This window comes from Sulfurimonas sp., from assembly GCF_047622445.1.
Taxonomy (GTDB): Bacteria; Campylobacterota; Campylobacteria; order Campylobacterales; family Sulfurimonadaceae; genus Sulfurimonas.
In genome coordinates, this window is sequence record NZ_JBLHOE010000004.1 from 55557 (window position 1) to 76933 (window position 21377).

A 21377-nucleotide genomic window follows, 5' to 3' on the forward strand; every position below is an offset into this window, starting at 1 on the left:
AAAAAAATATGAAATGCCTTTTATGCGAGAGTTTATCTCTTTCGCATATCTGCCAGCCCTGCCAAGAAACCTTTTTAGCACCTTCGCTTTACAAAAGAAAAATCCTTAACAACATCGAAGTTATTTCTTTTTATAAATACAAAGATATTAAAGATCTACTCCACACAAAACATACAGATATCGGATACTATATTTACAATATTCTTGCAAAAAATAGCTTTGCTAAGTTTGCCAAAAATTTTGATTTATCTAATAGTGTTACTTCTGTTGGAATCGATGATACAATTGATAGTGGCTATTCTCATACAGCTATACTTAATAAAACTCTCAAGTCAGAATTTATAAAACCTCTATACAATATACTACGAGCTAGTAACCCTATTTCCTATTCTGGGAAAAGTAAAGAGTTTAGACTTTTAAATCCTAGAAATTTTATAGTAAACAGTTTTGAAGCAAAAGAAGTAATTTTAGTAGATGATATTATCACAACTGGCTCAACTCTAGGTCAAGCTATAGAAGCTATGAAAGCAAACAAAAAAGAAGTCCTTTTTTGTTTAACTTTGGCCGATGCTGCTTCTTAGAAAAAGCCTTTTAGGAAACCATTAAGTTTTTCGCCAACGACTTTTTGCATTTCATTTTTCATCATATCTCCGGGATCTATCATTACCGCGGGTGCTGATGTATCTCCTCTTAGCGTTACAGAAATAGGATGTTTATTTACAGTTACTACTACAGTTGCATCTACAGTTTTAGCCTTAGAATCTAACTTTGCATCTTTTGTATTAATAGCAGAGCTTCTAGATGCTAAACTTAGTGAGGCAAGAAGTTTTTCTTTATTTACATCTGCACTTATATCTCCTGTAAACTTTTCTTTGTATAAATCAACTTGTCCATACTGTTTTACCATAGTTAGCATAATGTTGTTCATGAATTTACCCTCACGTAAATTGCCTTGAAACTTTCCTTTTTTGGCTTTAGTGTTGTAATCAAGCTTTCCATTTAACGATGCAGAAAAAACTTCTGGGTACATAAGCATTTCAAGTGCTTTAATCGTCTCAATTGACGTTAAATCAACATGGAGGTCATCATTAAATATTTTTGCATCGAGCTTACCACCAGCTACTTTAGAGTGTACAATCAAATCTAAATCTTTATCTTTTTTCACTTCACCATTTAAAGTGATAGCACCTTTAAGATGTCTTTCTGTAATAAAAAAGAGATTATCAAGGTTTGGAATACTCGTTATAAAGTCACTGTTAATAGACTTCTTTTTAATGTCATAGTTTGCTTTTTTAATGTCAAGTGATATAAGTGTTGATTTAAAATTTAGTTTTGTTTGTGTCATATCGCCATTTAAATCAGTACTACTTGCAAGAGTAAAAGCAGTGCGTGGCATTTTACTTTTAAACTTTTGCTCTTTGCTAAGATAAGTTGAATCTAAAAGGCCTTTTGTAATACTTGTAATCACAGTACCTTTTAACTGCCCTTTTCTCACATCACTCATATCTGCATTTAAAGAAAGGATACCATCTCCATAATGAGGTTGTTTAAGCATATAAAGTAGTTTTTCAATTTTGAGGTTAGCTATATTTGCATTGACAGCGACTGGTTTCAAATCTTTGAGAATCGCACTAAACGTAGTATCTGAAGCCGCTATATCACTTACACCTTGAACTCTCATATTTTTCCTAGTCCCTTTTGCTGTTCCATTTAGAACAAGGGGACCACGGATATCTTGATGAGTTATTGGCTTAAGTACAGCTAACTCTTGTACATCAAGCTTGTAAGTTACGTCTACCTTCAAAGGTACTGGAACTACATTTCCAGCTAATTTAATTGTCGCTAAATTTGAGTTAAGAGCATATATATAATCAATATCATCGCCTTTTAGTTTTGCATCAAGGCTCATACTAAATTTTGTGGTAGGAATATTAAGATCAAACTCTTTGCTCATAAGAAAATTATTTAACTTCCCTTCTTTTGTAGCTATAACGATAGTTCCATCTAATTGATGTTGCTTGATATTTTTAAAATCTACATCAACATCAATTTTTCCCTGAGCATACTTCTTTTCACCAGCTAACTCTAAAAGTGCTACTAGGTCAGCATTTCCTATTGTAGCTGTAATGGAAGTTGGATCTAAATCCGTTAATTCTACATGGTAGACTGTCGTACTCAATGCTACATCACTTTTACCATCTATCTTCATATAAGCTAAAGTGCCCTTAGCTCTACCATCTGTGAACAATACTCCTTTTAATGGTTTTTTGATCAGAGGCTCTAAAGTTTCTAACTTCTTCAACTTAACATCATATATTGCATCAAAAGATTGTTCTAATAAAGAGTATGTTCCTTTTACATGTACACTATTGTGTGCATCAAGATCTAAAAGAATTTCAAATTCACTCATTCCCAAAGAAAAAGTGCGAAGTTTTGAATCAAGTTTTATTTGTTCTTGAATCTTCGCCTCTATCATCGGACTCACAATTGCATTACCAATAAACGTAAAAGTAATAATATACGTACCTATAACAAGTGCCACGACAAGTCCTAATAACCATAAAACTATTTTCATTAAAATCTCCATTTATTATATTTTATAATCATACAATAATCCATATTTACAAAGAAAATACAAACATGAGTCTATTTGACTAAACTTAAATAACAAAACTAACTAAGGTAGTACTTGACATTGTTACACTCAATATGTATAATACAGCTATCTTTTATAAATAAGGAGTCATTAAACAATTATGTCTGAAGAAAAAACAGAACAAGAAACTGTAGAAAATACAGAAGAAGAATTAGAACAAAATATAAACGAAGCTGAGGCAGAAGCTGAAGCAGTAGAAAATGAGTTTGATCTTTTACAAACAGAACTTACTGAACTAAAAGACAAATACGCTCGTGTTCACGCTGATTTTGACAACATTAAAAAAAGACTTGAACGTGAGAAATATACAGCAGTTGAATACTCAAACGAGAAATTTGCTAAAGATATGATTCCAGTAATGGATGCACTTGATGGTGCAATGAAATCAGCTGATGGCGATGCAGATAAGGCAGAACGTTTTGATAACTTAAAAGAAGGGATAGAATTGACACATAAGTCACTTCTTACTCAACTTGAAAAACATGGAGTTACATTAGTAGCACATGACGAACCTTTTGATCCAAACATTCACAATGCTGTTCAAGCAATCGATAGTGAAGATGTTGAATCTGGACAGATAGTTCAAACTTTTCAAACTGGTTACAAATATAAGAGCAGACCTCTAAGAGAAGCAATGGTAATAGTTGCTAACTAAACAAGTTAGGCAGTAGAAAAAGATGCGCTAGCATCTAACTTTAGTCGCCACAGCGGCGCAAGCGGAGTAAAAGGGACGCGTTCCTTTTACGGAATAATAAATGAAGCGAATTAATTTTCCTTCATTTTATAAAATAAAATTAAGGACAAATTAATGAGTAAAGTAATCGGAATAGATTTAGGAACAACAAATTCATGTGTAGCAGTTTATGAAGGTGGTGAAGCAAAAATCATCCCTAATGCAGAAGGTAAAAATACAACTCCTTCAGTAGTTGCATTTACAGATAAAGGTGATGTTCTAGTTGGAGATCCAGCAAAACGTCAAGCAATCACAAACCCAGAGAAAACAATCTCTTCAATCAAGAGAATTATGGGTCTTATGATGAATGAAGAAAATGCTAAACAAGCTCACGATAAAGTAACGTACAATATCGTAGATAAAGATGGTTCAGCAGCTGTTGATGTAGCTGGTAAGATTTATACTCCACAAGAGATTTCAGCAAAAATTCTTACAAAACTAAAAGAAGATGCTGAAGCTTATATTGGTTCAACTGTAACTGACGCTGTAATTACAGTTCCAGCTTACTTCAATGATGCACAACGTAAAGCTACTAAAGATGCTGGTACTATTGCTGGTCTTAATGTTCTAAGAATTATTAATGAGCCAACTGCTTCTGCACTTGCTTATGGTCTTGATTCTAAAACTGAAGAAAATGTACTTGTTTACGATCTTGGTGGTGGAACATTTGATGTTACAACTCTAGAGATTTCTGATGGTACTTTTGAAGTTCTTTCAACTGATGGTAATGCATTCCTAGGTGGAGATGATTTTGATAATAAAATTGTTGATTTCTTAAATGCTGAATTCAAATCTTCTCATGGAATTGAACTTAAAAATGACAAAATGGCATTGCAACGTCTTAAAGATTCTGCTGAAAATGCTAAAAAAGAATTAAGCTCAGCTACTGAGACTGAAATCAATTTACCATTTATTACAATGACAGAAGCTGGACCACAGCATTTAGTTGTAAAACTTACTCGTGCTAAATTTGAAGCTATGATTGCTGATTTAGTTGAAGAAACTATTGATCACATCAAAGTAGCTATGAAAGAGTCTGACTTAGATAACAATGAAATCAAAGAGATTATCATGGTTGGTGGATCTACTCGTGTACCAATGGCTCAAGAAGCTGTTTCTAAATTCTTTGGTGGAAAAGACTTAAATAAAAGTGTTAACCCTGATGAAGTTGTTGCTGCTGGTGCTGCTATTCAAGGTGGTGTTTTACGTGGAGATGTAAAAGATGTTTTACTTCTTGATGTTACTCCATTATCACTTGGAATTGAAACTCTTGGTGGAGTTATGACTAAGATTATTGAAAAAGGAACTACAATTCCTGTTAAAAAATCTCAAGTATTCTCAACTGCCGAAGACAACCAACCTGCTGTTTCTATTAGCGTTGGTCAAGGTGAACGTGAATTTGCTAAAGACAACAAGTCTCTTGGTTTATTTGAGCTTGGAGATATTCCAGCGGCACCACGTGGTGTTCCTCAAATTGAAGTAACTTTTGACATTGATGCAAATGGTATCCTTACTGTTTCTTCAACTGACAAAGGTACTGGTAAATCTCAATCAATCACAATCTCTGGATCATCTGGACTAAGTGAAGAAGAGATTAACAAAATGGTTCAAGATGCAGAAGAAAACAAAGCTGCTGATGGCGAAAGAAAAGAATTAGTAGATTTAAGAAACCAAGCTGATGCACTCATCGCTCAAACTGAAAAATCAGTAGAAGAGATGGGTGATAAACTAGAAGCTGAAGAAAAAGCTAAAATTGAAACTGCAGCAACTGAATTAAAAGATACTTTAAAAGATGAGTCTGCTACAAAAGAGATGATTGAAGAAAAAGTAAAAGCATTAACTGAAGCTGCTCACAAAATGGCTGAAGAGATGTACAAAGAAAAAGAAAACCCAGAAGCTGCAAAGGCTGATGCTAAGAAAAAGAAAGAAGATGACGACGTAATAGACGCTGAAATAGAGTAAGCAAAGTCTAAATATGTAAAGCAATCGACACTAAGATAGAATAATTTCTATCTTAGTAAAAAAATTGCTTTTTATAAGAGCAAGCCCTCTTGGGGTTTACCTATATAATACCCCTGCACATAATCAACATCCATTTTTGATATCTCATCTAAAAGTTCTTTTGAGCTTACACATTCAACAATGAGTTTTGCATCCAGTTTTTTAGCAACAGTAACAATTGACTCCATGAGTACACGAGAACGCTCATTAGTGAGTATAGATTGGGTCAGAGAACCATCTATTTTTATAAAATCTATATCAAATTTAAAAATTGTTTCATAGTTTGAGTATCCTACTCCAAAATCATCAAGAGCAAGAGTAACCCCATAAGCATGTAAGAGCTCAAAAAAGTCTATCACTTCAACATGATTATGAATAGCCTCATTCTCAAGTAACTCAAATGTACATCTTGAAGCCGCATCTGGATACTGCTTTAAAATTGCAATAATAAATGCTTCAGTATCAAGATTTATGATATCCGCAAAAGAAAGATTAATTGAAAATTGGAGATCAGAATTTTCAAAGACTTCAAATGTTTTCTTAATCATAAGTTTCGTTACCTCAGGATAAAGATACATCTCTTGTAGAACTTCTAAAAAACTAGCTGGTTCTAAAATATTTGAATGGATATCTATAACACGCATTAACGCTTCATACTTGATTATTTTGCCTGTGTCTAAATCCATTATCGGTTGAAAATAAGGCACTATTCGATTATCCATGAAAGCAAGTCTTAATTCTTGGGATAATGTTATATTATCTGCATATCTTTGCAATACACTATCATCAATTATATCTACATCACTAATTTCACCAAGATTATTTTTTGATAACATAAGCCCATATTCACAACGTTCTAAGGCATCACTTGAAGTACTTGAAAGGCTCCCGTAAAATGAAAGTGTAATTACGTCTTCATCTATACGGAACTCTTTTTCTTCAAGTTTATGCTTAATATACTTTATATTCTTTTCTTTATCTTCTAATGGGAATATAATGGCTAACTCATCTCCGTATATACGATACATATCTGTTACTTGAACAATTTCAGGAATATATTCAAATACTTCTTTAATAATAATATCTCCAACATCATGTCCATAAAGTAGGTTGATTTTACTAAATTCTTTGATATTTAATATTAAGAGAGTAGTAGGCTCAGTTTGTGATTGCATATCCATTCTAAGTTGAAAATAATTTCCTGCCCTTGTGAGTGGATCTTCATAAATAGAATTTAAACGTTTTGTAAAGTATATATTCATAATAATGTCTCTAATCTGATAAGAAGACATGAGAATATCTAAATATAAAAGTAAAAAATATGCATAGTCATTACGGGAATACATTCTAAGAGCACTTTGTGCCATTGCATGAAGATTAGTATGGAGTTGAGCTACTGTTGGATGTAAGTCTTCTATATTTTCTTCTAAAATCCAAAGACCAACAAAACATCTTCTTGGATCTAATTGGAAGAATTTAGGTGTACCAACAATAGTTGAAATAAAATTTTGCATCCAATGCAGATGAGCATTAATAAGATCTTTTTTTTCTAGTAAGGGGATAGAAAGCTTTTTATTAATCTCTTGTGAGATTAATTCACAATCACTTTTAAGTTTTTTCTTTAAATATGCTTCGGCAACATTATTTTTTATATCATGATAATCATCATATTTGTCGTAATACCTAAAAAACTCACTTATATATTCAGTTACAATTACATAGGGAACATTATTACTATGTAGTTTGTCTCCTAAAGCATCATAAACATGTTTTGAGTCTCTATTATCTAGTAAGTATTGCCACTCTGATACTGCTGTTTCACTAAGAAACACTTCTTTCCAAGCATCAAAATAATTTGAGTCCTTAATTATTTCAATAACATCACAAACTTTACGCATAGAACATCCTTGTAGTATGTAACTATATTGTATCCAATTAAGGAAATAATACATTTAAAATTCGACTTAATAAATCAATCTAGTAGAAAAAATTATAATGAGTGAATTAGATTTTTATTTTATAGCTGATATAATATAAGAGTCATATAATATATTAGAATTAAGGAAAGTTTATTGTTTTCTGTATTAAGCATCACACTTCTTATTGCTATAGCAATGTCAATTTTAAGACTTGTTCTTGGACCTACAGTGAGTGATAGAGTCATCGCTTTTGATGTTATCGGAATAATGGCTATATCACTTTTAGTCATTTTAGCTCTTTACTTTGAGAGAATGCTTTACCTTGATATTGCTTTAGTATTTGGGCTTATTGGTTTTTTAGGTACTACTATATTTGGTCGTTTTATTGAGAATGGTATTTAGATGCTCGATATACTAGGATATCTTTTTATTACACTCGGTGTACTGGTATTTATAGTCAGTTCTATTGGTCTACTAAGAATGCCTGATGTCTATACTCGTATGCATATCAGTACAAAAGCTACAACTATCGGAACTATTTCGGTGCTTATAGGTGCGTGTTTTCTAGAGCCTACTTGGAGTTTTAAACTTCTTCTCATAGCACTATTTATTTTACTTACAAATCCTCTCTCTTCTTCAGTTATAGCTCGTGCTACTCATAAAGATGGACTAACTCTCCAGATAGATGAACTCAAAGAAGAAAAATGATTGGTTTACTTATAACCTCCATTTTTATAGGTATGATTATCGTTACATTTGCTGCAATCATACAAAAAAAACTTGCAGATTCAATTATCCTATTTATGGGTGTTGGACTTGGAAGTGTGCTACTCTATACTATTTTTCGAGCTCCTGATGTAGCACTTACAGAGGTGGTCATTGGTTCTGGTGTTGGAACACTTATATTTTTAATGGCACTTAAACACCTTAGGGCTTCAGAGTGAGTATCAAACGTAACCTTCCCACAACATATATAAGTGGCTTCGCACTCTCAGCCCTTTTTGTTTTAACTGTTATAAACTTACTTTTAGAAAATTTGCCTTCAAAAGTTTTAAGTGCTGGAGATAAACTACTTACTCTCAATACTCAAGAAGGGGTAGCAAATGCAGTCACAACTGTTGTTGTCTATTTTCGTGGCTTTGATACGCTTGGCGAAATAGCGGTCCTTTTTATCGCTTCACTAGGAATAGGTTTACTACTCAGCGAAAACACTCGCTGTGAGATAAAAGCCGAAAGTAACTTTATGCTAAAAACTGCTTCTAAACTTCTATTTCCCATCATCACTCTTTATGGCGTTTATGTTATCATCTACGGTCATTTAAGTCCTGGTGGTGGTTTTCAAGGTGGAGTTATCATTGCGAGTGGCGTTTTACTACTTCTTATAAGTCACAAAAAATTTGAAGTGCCTCACTCTGTAATAGTGACACTTGAAACCTTTGCTGGCGTTGCGTATGTTCTCATTGGACTTATTGGTCTCTTTACTTTAGATGTTTTTTTAGGAAACTTTTTACCACATGACATATCTCAGATGGGCATGCTTCTCAGTGGTGGCATAATTCCTATCATATATATTATCGTTGGCATTAAAGTTGGTAGTGAGATGAGTTATATCATGCAAAACCTCATCAGAAGAGGTGAAGATGTTTGAGTATTTTAACCAGCCTGAAGTGATAAAAACTATTGTAACTATAGGGTCTATGACACTTTTTGCTATTGGTCTCTTTGGACTTTTAACTCAAAAACATTTCATTAAAATATTTATAAGTATCGCTTTGATGGAAAATGCACTTTTTATCTTTTTTATCGGAACTATGTATAGAGTTAACTTTGTTGCACCTATCCTAGATGCGACACATACGAAAGTAACTCAAATGAATGATCCAGTTCCACATGCCATGATACTTACGGCCATCGTTATAGGTATGGCTGTTACGGCACTTGGTGTTAGTATGGCTATAGAATACTACAAACTCACAGCAAACTCTGAGATTGACAAGATGAATGAGATGAGGCACTAAGATGAGTAGTATACTTTTTATAGCATTACCCCTTCTTTTTGGATTTACTACACCCATTTTAAACAAATTAAGTAAAAGTGGAGTTGTTTATACTTCGACTATCATGCAAGCTTTTTTACTCTACTTGGCATTTACATTTTTAAATGAAAATACCCAACATATAGAAATTATCTCTATCGCAGCACCTTTAGGAATCTCATTTGTTCTCAACACCAATTCACTCTTTTTTGTGGCACTCTTTACATTTTTAATGCTTCTATTTTCACTCTACTATATAAGTCATAGAAAAACAGATTCATACAAAAATGAAACAAAGTTTTTCATACTTTTAAATATGCTTTTAGCTTCAAGTATCGGCCTTGTTCTCAGCTCTGATATTTTCAATATCTATGTATTTTTTGAACTAGCCGGAATTTCGGCTTATATACTGAGTGCATATCAAAAAACTTCACAAGCTCTTGAAGCAGGTTTAAAGTACCTCATCACAGGAGCTGTTGCTTCTGTATTTTTACTTTTTGCAATTACTCTTATATATATAAATATAGGCTCACTTAACCTAGCTATAATTGCACAAAACTTTGAGACACTTCCTTACAATCTAAAACTCTTAATCTCTATTCTTTTACTTATAGGTTTTGGTTTTAAAGTAGAAATATTTCCACTCAATTTTTGGGTAACAGATGTTTATCAAGGAAGTTCAACACTCATAAATGCTCTCTTTTCAGCTATTGTGGTAAAAGCTTATTTATTTGTCTTTTTTCATATTATGTATCTCTTTTTACCAAGTGGCGAATTTTCTCTTTTCTTAGTCTATCTTGGAGCACTAAGTATGCTAGTAGCAGAGATAGTAGGGCTTGCTCAAACAAACTTAAAAAGACTCTTCGCCTACTCAAGTTTAGGTCAAGTCGCTCTTATATTTACTGCGTTTGCACTTCAAAATGAAGATGCTATCCTAGCTGCACTTTTTATAGTATTGGCCCATTCTATCGCTAAGTTCATCATTTTTTTAGCACTTACTACTATAGAAAAAGAGCACAAAAGCGTAAACATAGAAATACTCAAAGAGTTAAATTCACCATTTATAAGAGCTATCATGCTTATCGCAATGTTATCTATTTTAGGTATTCCTCTCTTTGCAGGTTTTGTTGGAAAGTTTTTAGTTTTAAAATCTCTTGCACTCAATGGTCTACTTGGCATTTTACTCATTATAGTTTTCGCTTCACTTTTAGAAGCTGTTTACTACTTTAGACTTTCTGGATTTATGTTTTCTAAGGGTTCCAAAAGAGAGCCTCTTCAAATTGACTTTACTCAAAAAGTAGTTTTCATTCTTTTAGCATCTTTACTCATTATCATAGGAGTTGCACCCTTTTTAATCTCAGAATATTTGAGCCAAAGCGCAACAGTTATGCTTGATGCAACTAGCTATATTAGTAACTTAGGGGGAGGTAGCAGATGATGGATTTATCAGTCTTTGGACTCAATGATATTATCATCTCATTAAAAGTGACACACCTAGCAAACTTTTTTGCAATGCTTATAGGTTTTTCATCTGTGATTGTTTTATTTATTGCAAGGAACTACTCCCTCACAAAAAGTTTTTATGCTCTATTTTTTCTTTTAACTACAGCTTTATTTTTCATAGTGTATGCAGCAGATTATCTTCTTTTCTTTATAGGTTGGGAAGTTATGAGTATTAGCACTTACTTTTTACTTTCATATTCACTCTCTAAAGAAGCACTATATAAGTACATTATTTTTGCAATGGCCTCAGCTTTGAGTATGTTTGTGGCTATTCTTATTCTTTACTCTGCAAATCATAGTTTTCTTTATATAGATGCCGCGAAAAGCTTTGAAGCTCTTGGGAGTTTTGAATCTATGGCCTTTATAGGGCTTATTCTTTTTGCAATCTTTGTTAAACTTGGAACGATAGGTGTTCACTACTGGCTTGTAGATGTGTATGAAGAGTCTCACAACCTTTTTACCCCTTATCTCTCAGCGGTTCTTTCAAAAATGGGTATTTATGCGCTTATTATTTTAGTCACACAGGTTGTTGCACTTTCTTATTCTTTGGCAATTATTGGTTTGATTACTTCTATTATTGCCACATTCAAAGCTATACAAGAGGACTCCATTAAAAGACTTTTAGCATATTCGAGTATCGCACAACTTGGATATATTGTCACAGTTTTAGGTGTTGCGGATGGTATGAGTGGGGCACTATATCACTCACTTATTCATACTGCGGTAAAACTTCTTTTATTTATTAATGTTGCGGGAATTATCTACATCACTGGTAGAAGTAAGTTTAGTGAACTTGGTGGTCTTATTTATAGAACACCACAATCATTTGTACTTCTTCTTATCGGTATAATTACACTTGCGGGTATGCCCCCACTTGGTGGTTTTGCTTCTAAGTTTTTGATTTATACTTCACTCCTAGATGCGAAGTATTTACTTATATTGTCAGCTGTAATGTTTTCAAGTGCAAGTGCATTCATTTATATTTACAAGCTCATATATGGTATTTACCTTGGTCATCCGACAAATAAAAAGTTAGAGAGTGTTAAGGAAGTGCCTTTTTCATTTTTACTACCACAGTATATTCTAGCAATAGTACTTATTGTTTTAGGAACATATCCAGCGCTTGTTGTCCCTTACTTCAACACAATCTTAGTAGAATTAAATCTTCGGACGATGGTATTTAGTGATTATGCAACACTCATATCTTCATTTGGTAAATACAATGGTTTTGTAGTTATATCTACGTTTGGTATTATATTTGTGATAGTACTTGGAGTTTTTGTAAACCTTCGCTCTAAAGCTAAAAATGTGAAAGATAGATTTGACATAGCTTATTGTGGCGAAGAACCAAATGAATCTTCACATTTGCACTATGGATTTAGCATGGGTAAAGAGTTAAAAAGAGTAGGCTTTATAAATCTTATTTACAAAAACTCTGTAAGGCCTTTTTACGATTTTATTGCAGAACAAACATTAAATTTTGCAGATATTTTTAAAAAAATATATACAGGCAATATTGTAAATAATTTCAACTTTGCAATTATTTTTGCAATTATTTTACTTTGGTGGAGTATAAAATGATAGTTTTAGATTCACTCTTGATGTTCATTATCGCTTATCTTACTGGTTTTTTATATTATGGACTTTACCGTAATATCACTGCGCGTTTTCAAAAACGCTTTGGTCCTCCAGTATGGCAGTCATTTTTTGATTCTATAAAGTTTTTTACAAAAGATAATTCTACTTCCCATGGTTGGATGTTTTATTTAGGACCCGTTATTATGATGAGTGGTGCGATTATGACGTTACTTTTCATTCCATTTTTTAGTACTGGTGATAGCTTTAAAGGTTTGAGTGATTATGGAAATCTCTTCATAGTATTGTATCTTATAGTACTAGGTCCTTTAGGAAATGCTCTTGGTGTTGGAACTGCTGGAAATCCTTTTGGGGTAATGGGTGTGACTCGTGGGCTTTCACGACTTTTAGCACTTGAGTTACCATTTTACATAGCTGTTATTGCTATTATGAGTTTAAGTTCTAGTTCTGATATTGCTACAATATCTTCCTCACAAGTTACATTTAATGCAGTAGCTTATCCGCTACTTTTTATTGGCGCACTTTTTTCATTCATAGGGATGATGGGACAGTCTCCTTTTGATGTTGTTGGTGCACCGGTTGAAGTTTACTCTGGTCCAGCATCTGAGTTTAGTGGGAAGTTCTTAGCACTTCTTATGAGTCAAGGTGCTATATTTACTTTTGCAAAATTAGTGCTTATGGTACATCTCTTTTTAGGTGGTGCAGATGGATTTTTAGAATTACTAATGAAAACTTTTGGCTTATTTATAATAGTCATCGCATTTGGATCTATTTATGGAAGGTTTAAAACACCACAAAGTATAGATTTTTTACTTAAAATTCCAACAACTATTGCTATGGTTGGATTAATATTAGCGACTTGGAGTTAAGAATGGAAACTGGATTTTTACAAGAACAACGTACTTTAGAAGGTGACTTAAATTCTGAAACATCACACCAGAGTAGTGTCGATTTTTTGATGAACTGGTTTCGTAAACGTAGTATTTTTGTGCTTGCATATGGGACCGGTTGTGGCGCAATTGAGATGCCACCAACTTTTACTTCTCGTTATGATGCAGAACGTCTAGGTATAAGAGGAGCCGCAACTCCAAGACAAGCGGATGTAATCATCGTCTCTGGATATTGCTCATTTAAAACACTACGTCGTATAATAAAAACATATGAGCAGATGAGTAACCCTAAGTATATTTTGGCTTTGGGTTCTTGCACAGTAAACGGAGGAATGTATTGGGACTCGTATAACACCATCAAGAAGCTTGAAGATTATCTTCCTGTTGATATGTATGTAAATGGCTGTATGCCTCGTCCTGAGTCTATTTTAGAAGGCTTTATAGAGTTACAAGAAGAGATTGCTGAAGGAAAAGCAAGTTCTTGGAAAAAATATGAAGATAACTATGAGTTTTACCGTAAAAATCAAGAGGCTATTTTAGGAAAAAAAGTCGAACCAAGTTATGAAGCTGACTGGTACTTGTATGATGGAGGTCTTTAATGTTAAACACCATTAAAAGTAACTTTGCTACTGATGATATCATTGTTAAACGCAATGACCTTTATAAAGTAAGTGTTGTGCATGAAAGAGTTTTTGAACTCATTCATTTCATAGGTAACAATTATAACTACAAAATACTTAATGCCATCACATGTACCGACTGGATAGAAGATGGTCATTTTGCACTTACGTACATCATCACAACTCTTGATAGAAAAAATACTTTTATGGTCCAGACAATGATAAATAGAGAAGAAGCTCATATTAACTCCCTCTCTAAAGAGTTCGCTCAAGCTCAAATATTTGAGAGAGACTTACATGAAATGTATGGCATAAACTTTATAGGAAATGAAAACCTAAAAGAGTTAAGTCTCGAGAATTGGGTACATACTCCACCTCTTCGTCGTGAGTTTGATACACTTGAGTTTGTAAATAATCATCTAACATTTCGTGAAGGTCGTGAAGATAACATGGATGCCAAAGCAGAAACTAAACGTATCCGTGCAGAGAAAAAAGCTCTCAAAGCAGCAGGGAAGAAAGCTGAGGAAGAAGCAAAAGAAAATGCTGAAGCTGAGACTTCAAAAGAAGAATCTCAAGAGGAAAACACCGATGGAAAATAAACATATAACTATCTTTCATGGTCCTCAACATCCTGGTATTACAGGAAATATGTCAGTAGAACTTGACCTTATCGGCGAAACTATTCAAAAAGCAACTACCCATGTTGGTTATCTTCATCGTGGGTTTGAGAAGCTCATAGAACGTCGTACCGTTATTCAAGCTTTTACTATTGTGTGTCGTATTTGTGTTCCTGAACCAGACCCAAATGAGGCAAACTTTGCTATGGCTGTTGAAGAACTTGCTGGCATAGAAGTGAGTAAGCGTGCCCAATACATTAGAGTTATGGTTTTAGAGCTCTCACGATTAGCTGCTCAATTTTTGTGGATGGCTGGACAAAGTGGGAGTATAGGACTGTATGCTGTTGGGCAATGGGCTATTGCAGATCGTGACCTCATACTTGACCTATTTGAAGAGCTTACAGGCGCTCGTGTTTATCATATGTATATCTATCCGGGAGGTGTTCGTCGTGATTTACCTGAAGGATTTTTAGAAAAAGTTTCAAAACTACTTGTATATATGAAAAAAAGACTCAAAGATTATGACGATATTTTTATAAACAATGCAAGTTTTAAAAACCGTGCCATTGGCGTTGGAGTCGTAAATAAAGAAGAAGCTATCAGAAATAGCTACGTTGGTCAAGCTCTTCGTGGCTGTGGAATAGAAGCAGATGTAAGAAAAGATGCACCTTATCTAGTATATAATGAGTTAGATTTTGAAGTACCTATTCAAGAAGCTGGTGATGTTTATGCAAGGGCTTTAGTACGTCGCGCAGAAATGGATCAAGCTTTACATATTTTAGAGCAAGTGGTTGCTAAAATGCCTGAAGGTAAAGTCATGACTAAACTTCCATCCCATAGAAAGTTTAAACTTCCTAAAGATGACACATGGGTAAAAGTAGAATCTGCACGTGGAGAATTCGCTTACTATATGGCGGGGGATGGAAGTGAAAACATACGACGGATGCAAGTACGTGGTCCTTCACTTGTGCATGCTTTTACACTTTTAGAAAAGCTTTTAGTTGGAGCTGAACTGAGTGATGTTGCATTGATTATGAACTCACTTGGAATCTGTCCACCTGAGATAGAGAGATGAATTTTATTTAGAATACAAGTTTTACATAGTATAATACCTAACATATATAAAAATCAAATCTAGAAGATAATAGCAACTAATGAACTTACAAACATATAAAGAAGTAATAGAAAGCGAACTTTTTGAGATTGGTCCAATTGTTGCATTTATTTGGGAAAATAAAGAAAATTGGCCTGTATTTTCTGTTTCAAAAAATATAGAAAAACACTACTCTCATAAGCCTAAAGACTTCCTTTCAAACACTTTAGAGTACGCTAGCTTAATTCATAAAGACGACCTATCCAGAGTTTATAAAGAAGTTATGCAAGCTTCAAATTCTACGCTAAATTCTTTCGTTCATAAGCCGTATCGACTTCTTGTCAAAGATACCGAATATAAATGGATTCAAGATACAACCATTATATTACGAAGTAACAATATTATCACTCATTATATAGGCTACATTACTGATATTACACAACTTATAGAACTTGAAAACAAAACTTTAGAACAAAACAAAATTCTTCTAAACCATGAGGCTCTATTTAAAAGCTACAAACTCGCTATGGACGAATCTAGTATTATTTCAAAATCAGATTTAAATGGGATTATCACTTATGTGAACAATAACTTTTGTAAAATTTCAGGCTTCACAAGAGAAGAACTTCTTGGAAAACCCCATGGCTTTATCAGAGGAGCATATACTTCAGACGCTACATTTAAAAATTTATGGGAAACAATTCAAAACAAAAAAGTATGGAAAGGTAGACTTAACAACAAAGGTAAACTGGAAAACTACTGGGTAGATACATCAATACTTCCTATTTTGGACGAAAATGAGGATATTGTGGAGTATATTGCCGTCAGATATGATATAACTGAAGTTATACAGCAACAACAAAAACTTGATGAACTTGCGAATACTGATACACTTACAGGTTATGGAAATAGATATAAACTTAATCATGATATTAAACATAGTACTAATCCAGCTTTAGCGATTATCAACATAGACAACTTTTCTCAGATTAATGACTTTTATGGCCATGTTGAGGGGGATAAGGTTATTAAAGCCTTAGGGAAGACACTCAGTAATGTTATCCAAAATGAGCAGTCTGAACTCTATCACCTGCAAGGGGATGAATATGTTATTTTTGATTCAGAGACATCTTCAGAATTATTTACAAATATGACAACAAACTTAATTGCACATATCAAAGTTTCCCCTATAAAAGTAAAAGAAGAAGAGTTATACATAAATGTGAGTACCGCAATATCATTCCAAATAAAAGACATGCTTCTTGTAACAGCAGATATGGCTCTGAAGGTAGCTAAAAAAGAGAATAAGAATTTAATTATCTATTCTAATGACATCTCCCTAAATAACGAATATGAAAATAATTTAAAATGGACTAGAAAAATTAAAGAAGCCATTGATGAAGATAGAATTGTTCCAGTTTTTCAACCTATAGTAAATAATGAAACTAATCATTGGGAAAAATATGAAGCACTTGTACGAATTAGGGATCGAGATGGTACATTAATCACTCCTTATTTTTTCCTAGAAATCTCCAAAAAAACAAAACATTATGACTCAATTACAAAAATCATGTTACAGAAATCTTTTGAAATCTTCAAAGATAAAAATCTTGATTTTTCCGTAAACCTAACTATCCATGACATATTAAATCAAGATATCAATAACTATATATTTGAGATTCTTAAAAAATACAACATAGGGAATAGGGTAGTATTTGAGATTGTAGAATCAGAGTCTATAGAAAATTTTGAAAAGGTTGCACTATTTATAAAAAATGTAAAATTATACGGAGTAAAGATAGCAATTGACGATTTTGGTACAGGTTACAGTAATTTTGAATACCTTATGAAACTAAAGCCCGACTATATTAAAATTGATGGAAGTATGATCAAGAATATAAATACAAATACTGATGCACAAATGGTTATTTCAACAATTGTAGACTTTGCTAAAAAAATGAACATTAAAACAATAGCAGAGTTTGTAGAGAATGAGGCTATCTATAAAAAAGTTAAGAAATTAGGTATAGATTACACACAAGGTTACTACTTCTCAAAACCACTTGATATAATATAACAAAGAGTCTGACTACAGAGGTGAAAATATGGAATGGTCTATTGATTTACAAGGAACACTAAGCCCCTTAAAAATACTTAATGCCTTTTGGCAAAAGCCAAATACTATAGCTTATCCCACTGTAAAAAAGGCGAGTGTTAGTGGCTATCGTGGTTTTCATACAAATGTCTTAAAAGATTGTATCGGTTGTGCTAACTGTCAAGATATTTGTATGAATGATGCTATTGACATGATACATATAGATGAAGAGTTCAACACTAAAAACACTTCCAAGTGCATCCCTCGTATAGATTATGGAAGATGCTGTTGGTGTTCTCTTTGTACTGATGTCTGCCCTCCTGATAGTTTAAAACTAGCAGAAGAATGCATAAGCGTTTCAAAGTATGCAAGTGATTTTTTGTATATGCCAAAGGACAAATAATGCGCGCCCTATCTTGGAGTATTTTTCTTTTTGCTATTTGGATGATTTTAACTGCGAACTTTGAACTAGTTAACCTCTTTGTTGGGTTTGGGGTTAGTTTTAGTATTGCCCTACTCTACATAAAAATGTTTCAAGATGAAAAAATAGAGATGATCAACCCCTACTACCTTTTCCTATACATACTAGTTCTTATCAAAAACCTTGTCCTTTCAAATCTTCAAATGGCAAAAAGAACACTCAGCCCAGATATGAAACTAAATCCTGCGATAGTAGCTGTTAAAACAAAGCTCACAAGTGAGTGGAAAATACTTCTTCTAGCAAATTCCATTACGCTCACACCGGGAACACTTACTTTGGATGTTAAGGATTACACTCTCTACATTCATATAATAGAGTGTAAAGATATCAAGGAAAAGCAAAATATCACACAAGAATTTGAAAATATTATCTCAAAAATATAGAGAAAACTTTACTATAATATCAGTCAAATTATTATACTAAGGTATTTAGATGAAAGAAAAAATAAAACACTACATAAAAGAGATCGCACTATTTCTAATAGTAATGACAATCTTTGCAAATATAATTAGCTTATATAAAAGCTCTGACTTAAATAAAAATCCATTAACTCTTACAAATATATCTTTAATAACTGGTGAAAAGTACGCACTTTCACAAGATAAACCAACTCTCATACATATCTGGGCTATATGGTGCCCAACATGTAAAGTAGAAGCTTCAAATATACAAACACTCTCAGAACATTACAATGTGCTTACTATAGCTGTTAAATCAGGTTCTAATGATGATATACAAAGTTGGTTAAAAGAAAGCGAGTATACTTTTAATGTAGTAAACGATAGTAGTGGTTTCATAGCCTCAAATTTTCAAGTTGGAGTTTATCCAACTACATTAATATATGACAAGGACAAAAATCTAATTTTTTCTGATGTAGGTTATACAAGTACAATAGGATTAGTTTTAAGAATGTGGTGGGCAGGTCTATAATCCAATATATAAATCAGATAATTAAAAAAATAGATTGAGCGTAAATAAAATTTAGAGAGTGATGTGAGTTCAAGGCGCACGCTAAGGAAGCGTACTCTTGTATGTGACGAAGTGAGCAACGCAGAAATCGCGTCGCTATCTAGATTTTTACTTTTTGATGTCTACACGGTAAGCTTTACTTGATAATGGAACCCAAGGACGCTTAATATGTTCTGGACGACGTTTAACTGAGTTTTCATCAAGACCACGAGTTAAGTCATCTCTCCAACCTTGGTAAATTTTGAAGTTATTTTCATAATTTACATAGATATCACCAATTTTATCACCTGGTTGCGCAGTTTCTAAAATTACTTTCTGGTGCCAACAATGCATACCAGAAATTGGGTCTGGATGTGGAGCAGCTACAGCATTTTGCCATGAACCACTTAGACCATCCCACCAAATATTTCCACTATCTTTGTTGTAATCAGCAAATCTATCCGTATGGAAAGGTTTAATACCCTCTACGTATGTAAGCTTACCTTCTTTACCATCCATTTGTATCTCAGCAGTTGGAACACCAAAGCTATTGATACCTGAATTACCATCATAATCTTCAATTTTAATTTGACCAGCTTCAGTACCAACATTTTCTGGCGAGTGAGCCATAAATTTTGGATCGTTCATATTTCTAGTAACTGGTTGAGAATCTACTTTACCGTCTGAAACACCATTAGGAATATTTACAGAGTTAATAAGTTTCCATCTACCACCATGGTGTGAACAAGCAAGAGTACCGGGTAAGATACCCTCAGTCGGTACAGCCATAGCTACAAAGTAACCAGAATCTAAACCAGTAACAGTATCCGTAATTCTTACACGGATTGGGTCACCACGTTTGAAACCTTGACGTTTAGCATCCGGAGTTGAAATCCAAATTGGGTCATGATTTTGAGAAATTTCCATAAGATGCTTGCTATTCGCAGAACGTGTATGGATATTATATGGTAAACGAAATACAGTGTTAAGTGCATACGAATCTTTTTCTGTCATATAAGAGTGATGAACATGAGAAAGAATATGAACCATCTTTTCTTTATCTTCATCATTTCTTGGATAAATTGGAATCGCATATTCTGGCCATTTCCAATCATCAGCTAACCAATCACAGAAGAAATCAAGTTTTTTATCAAGTGTAGCAAAACCCTCAACAACAGTTCCATCTACTTCAATTGCAACTGGCTTGAGGTTGTCTTTGTATTTTCCATCACCATGATGATCTTTAGCGTAAACAACACCTGTTCTATCATTTTTAGTTAAATCTTCTTTAGCATATTTATGACCATGTGAAATTAAATTCTCACCATCATATTTTACTGCTTTTTCTTGTGGAGAATAAATATGATTTTCTTCCATCCAAGCACCATGATCTCTCATATATGCGTAAACTGGGAATTCTTCATTTTTATATCTTTCATCAGATGTAGCAGTTTTTTTCAAGTTCGGTAAGTTATCACCAAATGCCGCGTCATACCACTCAGCAATTGTTACTGGAGTACCTGGAGTCTTTTTAGATTCCCACATAGAATGAACAGTTTTTGTTTTAGCTTCGTCAAGGAATAAATCACCTTTTGGATCAATGTAGTTAACACACATATCAAACCAAAATTCATTTTCTTCCCAAACTTCACCAAGACCAGCTTTGATATGCGCTTCAAGAGTAGCACGAGCTGGATTTTTAGGCTTCCATCCCATTTTTTCTAAAGCAACACGCATTACTGGTTGACGGAAAGAAGTCCATCTTGCAGGCATTGTAGCTTCAGAATGTTGATCATGACGCTCTCCGGCTAAACCAACAGGTAAAATATAATCAACATACCAGTTCGTCTCAGACCAAGTTGGAGATAAGTTAAATGTAAGTTCCATCTTAGTTTCATCTTTGATAGTTTCAATCCATCTGAAACCATCTGGGTTAATCCAAACTGGATTATACATACGTGGAATCCAAACAGAAAGCTTTTTAGGTACATTAAGACCTTTTGCTATCCATTTATCTTGCCATTCTGTATCTGTTAAAAGGTGTGGAAGTAAGAATGACATTTCATAACTTGACATAGGCCATTCTGGTGGGAATGAAAGTTCATTATATACATCAATCTTAGGAACGTTTGAACCACGTTTACCTTGACCAACTGTAGCAGAACCACCCTTACCAGCAACAGAAATTA

The 21377-nt window shown here is 33.5% G+C and carries 20 protein-coding genes and 1 pseudogene; 18 read left to right on the top strand and 3 right to left on the bottom strand.

Annotated features, from left to right (window positions below; all coding sequences use genetic code 11):
* The first annotated feature begins 8 nt into the window (after positions 1-8).
* The gene (locus tag ACI9TV_RS01825) at positions 9-581 is read left to right on the top strand and encodes a ComF family protein (RefSeq protein WP_415249051.1); all 573 of its coding nucleotides are present in this window, start codon (positions 9-11) and stop codon (positions 579-581) included.
* On the opposite strand, the gene ACI9TV_RS01830 is transcribed toward ACI9TV_RS01825, so the two are convergent.
* Positions 578-2575: a hypothetical protein gene (locus ACI9TV_RS01830; RefSeq protein WP_415249052.1), complete on the bottom strand. Its 1998-nt coding sequence runs from the start codon at positions 2573-2575 to the stop codon at positions 578-580. The genes ACI9TV_RS01825 and ACI9TV_RS01830 overlap by 4 nt on opposite strands.
* Before the next feature lie 181 nt (positions 2576-2756).
* Between ACI9TV_RS01830 and grpE the strand changes: the two genes are divergently transcribed.
* A complete protein-coding gene (grpE, locus tag ACI9TV_RS01835; RefSeq protein WP_415249053.1) occupies positions 2757-3311 on the top strand; it encodes a nucleotide exchange factor GrpE in 555 nt (184 codons plus the stop codon).
* Between the two features lie 153 nt (positions 3312-3464).
* Positions 3465-5351 (top strand): molecular chaperone DnaK, encoded by a 1887-nt coding sequence (dnaK, locus tag ACI9TV_RS01840; protein ID WP_415249054.1) that lies wholly within the window; start codon positions 3465-3467, stop codon positions 5349-5351.
* Positions 5352-5422: 71 nt separating this feature from the next.
* Here dnaK and ACI9TV_RS01845 read toward each other — a convergent pair whose 3' ends face one another.
* The gene (locus tag ACI9TV_RS01845; RefSeq protein ID WP_415249055.1) at positions 5423-7288 is read right to left on the bottom strand and encodes an EAL domain-containing protein; all 1866 of its coding nucleotides are present in this window, start codon (positions 7286-7288) and stop codon (positions 5423-5425) included.
* A 174-nt stretch (positions 7289-7462) separates the two neighbouring features.
* Here ACI9TV_RS01845 and ACI9TV_RS01850 point away from each other — a divergent pair, with 174 nt between their 5' ends.
* The 15 genes from ACI9TV_RS01850 to ACI9TV_RS01920 all read left to right on the top strand — a co-directional run bounded on the left by ACI9TV_RS01850 (position 7463) and on the right by ACI9TV_RS01920 (position 19170).
* Positions 7463-7711 (top strand): monovalent cation/H+ antiporter complex subunit F, encoded by a 249-nt coding sequence (locus tag ACI9TV_RS01850; protein ID WP_415249056.1) that lies wholly within the window; start codon positions 7463-7465, stop codon positions 7709-7711.
* The gene (gene mnhG, locus ACI9TV_RS01855; RefSeq protein WP_415249057.1) at positions 7712-8017 is read left to right on the top strand and encodes a monovalent cation/H(+) antiporter subunit G; all 306 of its coding nucleotides are present in this window, start codon (positions 7712-7714) and stop codon (positions 8015-8017) included.
* Positions 8014-8253, top strand: a complete 240-nt coding sequence (locus ACI9TV_RS01860) for a Na(+)/H(+) antiporter subunit B (protein WP_415249058.1) — start codon at positions 8014-8016, stop codon at positions 8251-8253. Before mnhG ends, ACI9TV_RS01860 begins: the two co-directional genes overlap by 4 nt.
* Complete coding sequence (gene mbhE / locus ACI9TV_RS01865) at positions 8250-8957, top strand: hydrogen gas-evolving membrane-bound hydrogenase subunit E (protein ID WP_415249059.1); 708 nt, start codon at positions 8250-8252, stop codon at positions 8955-8957. The genes ACI9TV_RS01860 and mbhE overlap by 4 nt, the downstream gene beginning before the upstream one ends.
* On the top strand, positions 8950-9327 hold the full coding sequence (locus ACI9TV_RS01870; RefSeq protein ID WP_415249060.1) for a sodium:proton antiporter: 378 nt from the start codon (positions 8950-8952) through the stop codon (positions 9325-9327). Before mbhE ends, ACI9TV_RS01870 begins: the two co-directional genes overlap by 8 nt.
* 1 nt (position 9328) lies before the next feature.
* A complete protein-coding gene (locus tag ACI9TV_RS01875) occupies positions 9329-10783 on the top strand; it encodes a complex I subunit 5 family protein (RefSeq protein ID WP_415249061.1) in 1455 nt (484 codons plus the stop codon).
* Positions 10780-12429, top strand: coding sequence for a proton-conducting transporter membrane subunit (locus tag ACI9TV_RS01880; protein ID WP_415249062.1), 1650 nt, complete (start codon positions 10780-10782; stop codon positions 12427-12429). The genes ACI9TV_RS01875 and ACI9TV_RS01880 overlap by 4 nt, the downstream gene beginning before the upstream one ends.
* Positions 12426-13313 (top strand): respiratory chain complex I subunit 1 family protein, encoded by an 888-nt coding sequence (locus tag ACI9TV_RS01885; protein WP_415249063.1) that lies wholly within the window; start codon positions 12426-12428, stop codon positions 13311-13313. The genes ACI9TV_RS01880 and ACI9TV_RS01885 overlap by 4 nt, the downstream gene beginning before the upstream one ends.
* Before the next feature lie 2 nt (positions 13314-13315).
* Entirely contained in the window at positions 13316-13933 is a 618-nt protein-coding gene (locus ACI9TV_RS01890; protein WP_415249064.1) for an NADH-quinone oxidoreductase subunit B, read from the top strand.
* On the top strand, positions 13933-14553 hold the full coding sequence (locus ACI9TV_RS01895; RefSeq protein ID WP_415249065.1) for an NADH-quinone oxidoreductase subunit C: 621 nt from the start codon (positions 13933-13935) through the stop codon (positions 14551-14553). The genes ACI9TV_RS01890 and ACI9TV_RS01895 overlap by 1 nt, the downstream gene beginning before the upstream one ends.
* Positions 14543-15646 carry an NADH-quinone oxidoreductase subunit D gene (locus ACI9TV_RS01900; protein ID WP_415249066.1) on the top strand — a complete coding sequence of 368 codons (1104 nt, stop codon included), beginning with the start codon at positions 14543-14545 and terminating at the stop codon, positions 15644-15646. The genes ACI9TV_RS01895 and ACI9TV_RS01900 overlap by 11 nt, the downstream gene beginning before the upstream one ends.
* Before the next feature lie 79 nt (positions 15647-15725).
* Entirely contained in the window at positions 15726-17741 is a 2016-nt protein-coding gene (locus ACI9TV_RS01905; RefSeq protein ID WP_415249067.1) for an EAL domain-containing protein, read from the top strand.
* A 28-nt stretch (positions 17742-17769) separates the two neighbouring features.
* Entirely contained in the window at positions 17770-18162 is a 393-nt protein-coding gene (locus ACI9TV_RS01910; protein WP_415249068.1) for a 4Fe-4S dicluster domain-containing protein, read from the top strand.
* Positions 18162-18623, top strand: coding sequence for a Na+/H+ antiporter subunit E (locus ACI9TV_RS01915; protein WP_415249069.1), 462 nt, complete (start codon positions 18162-18164; stop codon positions 18621-18623). The genes ACI9TV_RS01910 and ACI9TV_RS01915 overlap by 1 nt, the downstream gene beginning before the upstream one ends.
* Positions 18624-18672: 49 nt before the next feature.
* A complete protein-coding gene (locus tag ACI9TV_RS01920; protein ID WP_415249070.1) occupies positions 18673-19170 on the top strand; it encodes a redoxin domain-containing protein in 498 nt (165 codons plus the stop codon).
* Positions 19171-19317: 147 nt separating this feature from the next.
* On the opposite strand, the pseudogene ACI9TV_RS01925 reads toward ACI9TV_RS01920, so the two are convergent.
* A pseudogene (locus ACI9TV_RS01925) lies at positions 19318-21377 on the bottom strand (twin-arginine translocation pathway signal protein); the annotation flags it as partial.

Excerpts from the sequence above, each read along its gene's own strand:
- ACI9TV_RS01825 (WP_415249051.1), top strand. The coding sequence starts at position 9 with ATGAAATGCCTTTTATGCGAGAGTTTATCTCTTTCGCATATCTGCCAG.
- ACI9TV_RS01830 (WP_415249052.1), bottom strand. The coding sequence starts at position 2,575 with ATGAAAATAGTTTTATGGTTATTAGGACTTGTCGTGGCACTTGTTATA.
- grpE (WP_415249053.1), top strand. The coding sequence starts at position 2,757 with ATGTCTGAAGAAAAAACAGAACAAGAAACTGTAGAAAATACAGAAGAA.
- dnaK (WP_415249054.1), top strand. The coding sequence starts at position 3,465 with ATGAGTAAAGTAATCGGAATAGATTTAGGAACAACAAATTCATGTGTA.
- ACI9TV_RS01845 (WP_415249055.1), bottom strand. The coding sequence starts at position 7,288 with ATGCGTAAAGTTTGTGATGTTATTGAAATAATTAAGGACTCAAATTAT.
- mnhG (WP_415249057.1), top strand. The coding sequence starts at position 7,712 with ATGCTCGATATACTAGGATATCTTTTTATTACACTCGGTGTACTGGTA.
- ACI9TV_RS01860 (WP_415249058.1), top strand. The coding sequence starts at position 8,014 with ATGATTGGTTTACTTATAACCTCCATTTTTATAGGTATGATTATCGTT.
- ACI9TV_RS01870 (WP_415249060.1), top strand. The coding sequence starts at position 8,950 with ATGTTTGAGTATTTTAACCAGCCTGAAGTGATAAAAACTATTGTAACT.
- ACI9TV_RS01875 (WP_415249061.1), top strand. The coding sequence starts at position 9,329 with ATGAGTAGTATACTTTTTATAGCATTACCCCTTCTTTTTGGATTTACT.
- ACI9TV_RS01880 (WP_415249062.1), top strand. The coding sequence starts at position 10,780 with ATGATGGATTTATCAGTCTTTGGACTCAATGATATTATCATCTCATTA.
- ACI9TV_RS01885 (WP_415249063.1), top strand. The coding sequence starts at position 12,426 with ATGATAGTTTTAGATTCACTCTTGATGTTCATTATCGCTTATCTTACT.
- ACI9TV_RS01890 (WP_415249064.1), top strand. The coding sequence starts at position 13,316 with ATGGAAACTGGATTTTTACAAGAACAACGTACTTTAGAAGGTGACTTA.
- ACI9TV_RS01895 (WP_415249065.1), top strand. The coding sequence starts at position 13,933 with ATGTTAAACACCATTAAAAGTAACTTTGCTACTGATGATATCATTGTT.
- ACI9TV_RS01900 (WP_415249066.1), top strand. The coding sequence starts at position 14,543 with ATGGAAAATAAACATATAACTATCTTTCATGGTCCTCAACATCCTGGT.
- ACI9TV_RS01905 (WP_415249067.1), top strand. The coding sequence starts at position 15,726 with ATGAACTTACAAACATATAAAGAAGTAATAGAAAGCGAACTTTTTGAG.
- ACI9TV_RS01910 (WP_415249068.1), top strand. The coding sequence starts at position 17,770 with ATGGAATGGTCTATTGATTTACAAGGAACACTAAGCCCCTTAAAAATA.
- ACI9TV_RS01915 (WP_415249069.1), top strand. The coding sequence starts at position 18,162 with ATGCGCGCCCTATCTTGGAGTATTTTTCTTTTTGCTATTTGGATGATT.
- ACI9TV_RS01920 (WP_415249070.1), top strand. The coding sequence starts at position 18,673 with ATGAAAGAAAAAATAAAACACTACATAAAAGAGATCGCACTATTTCTA.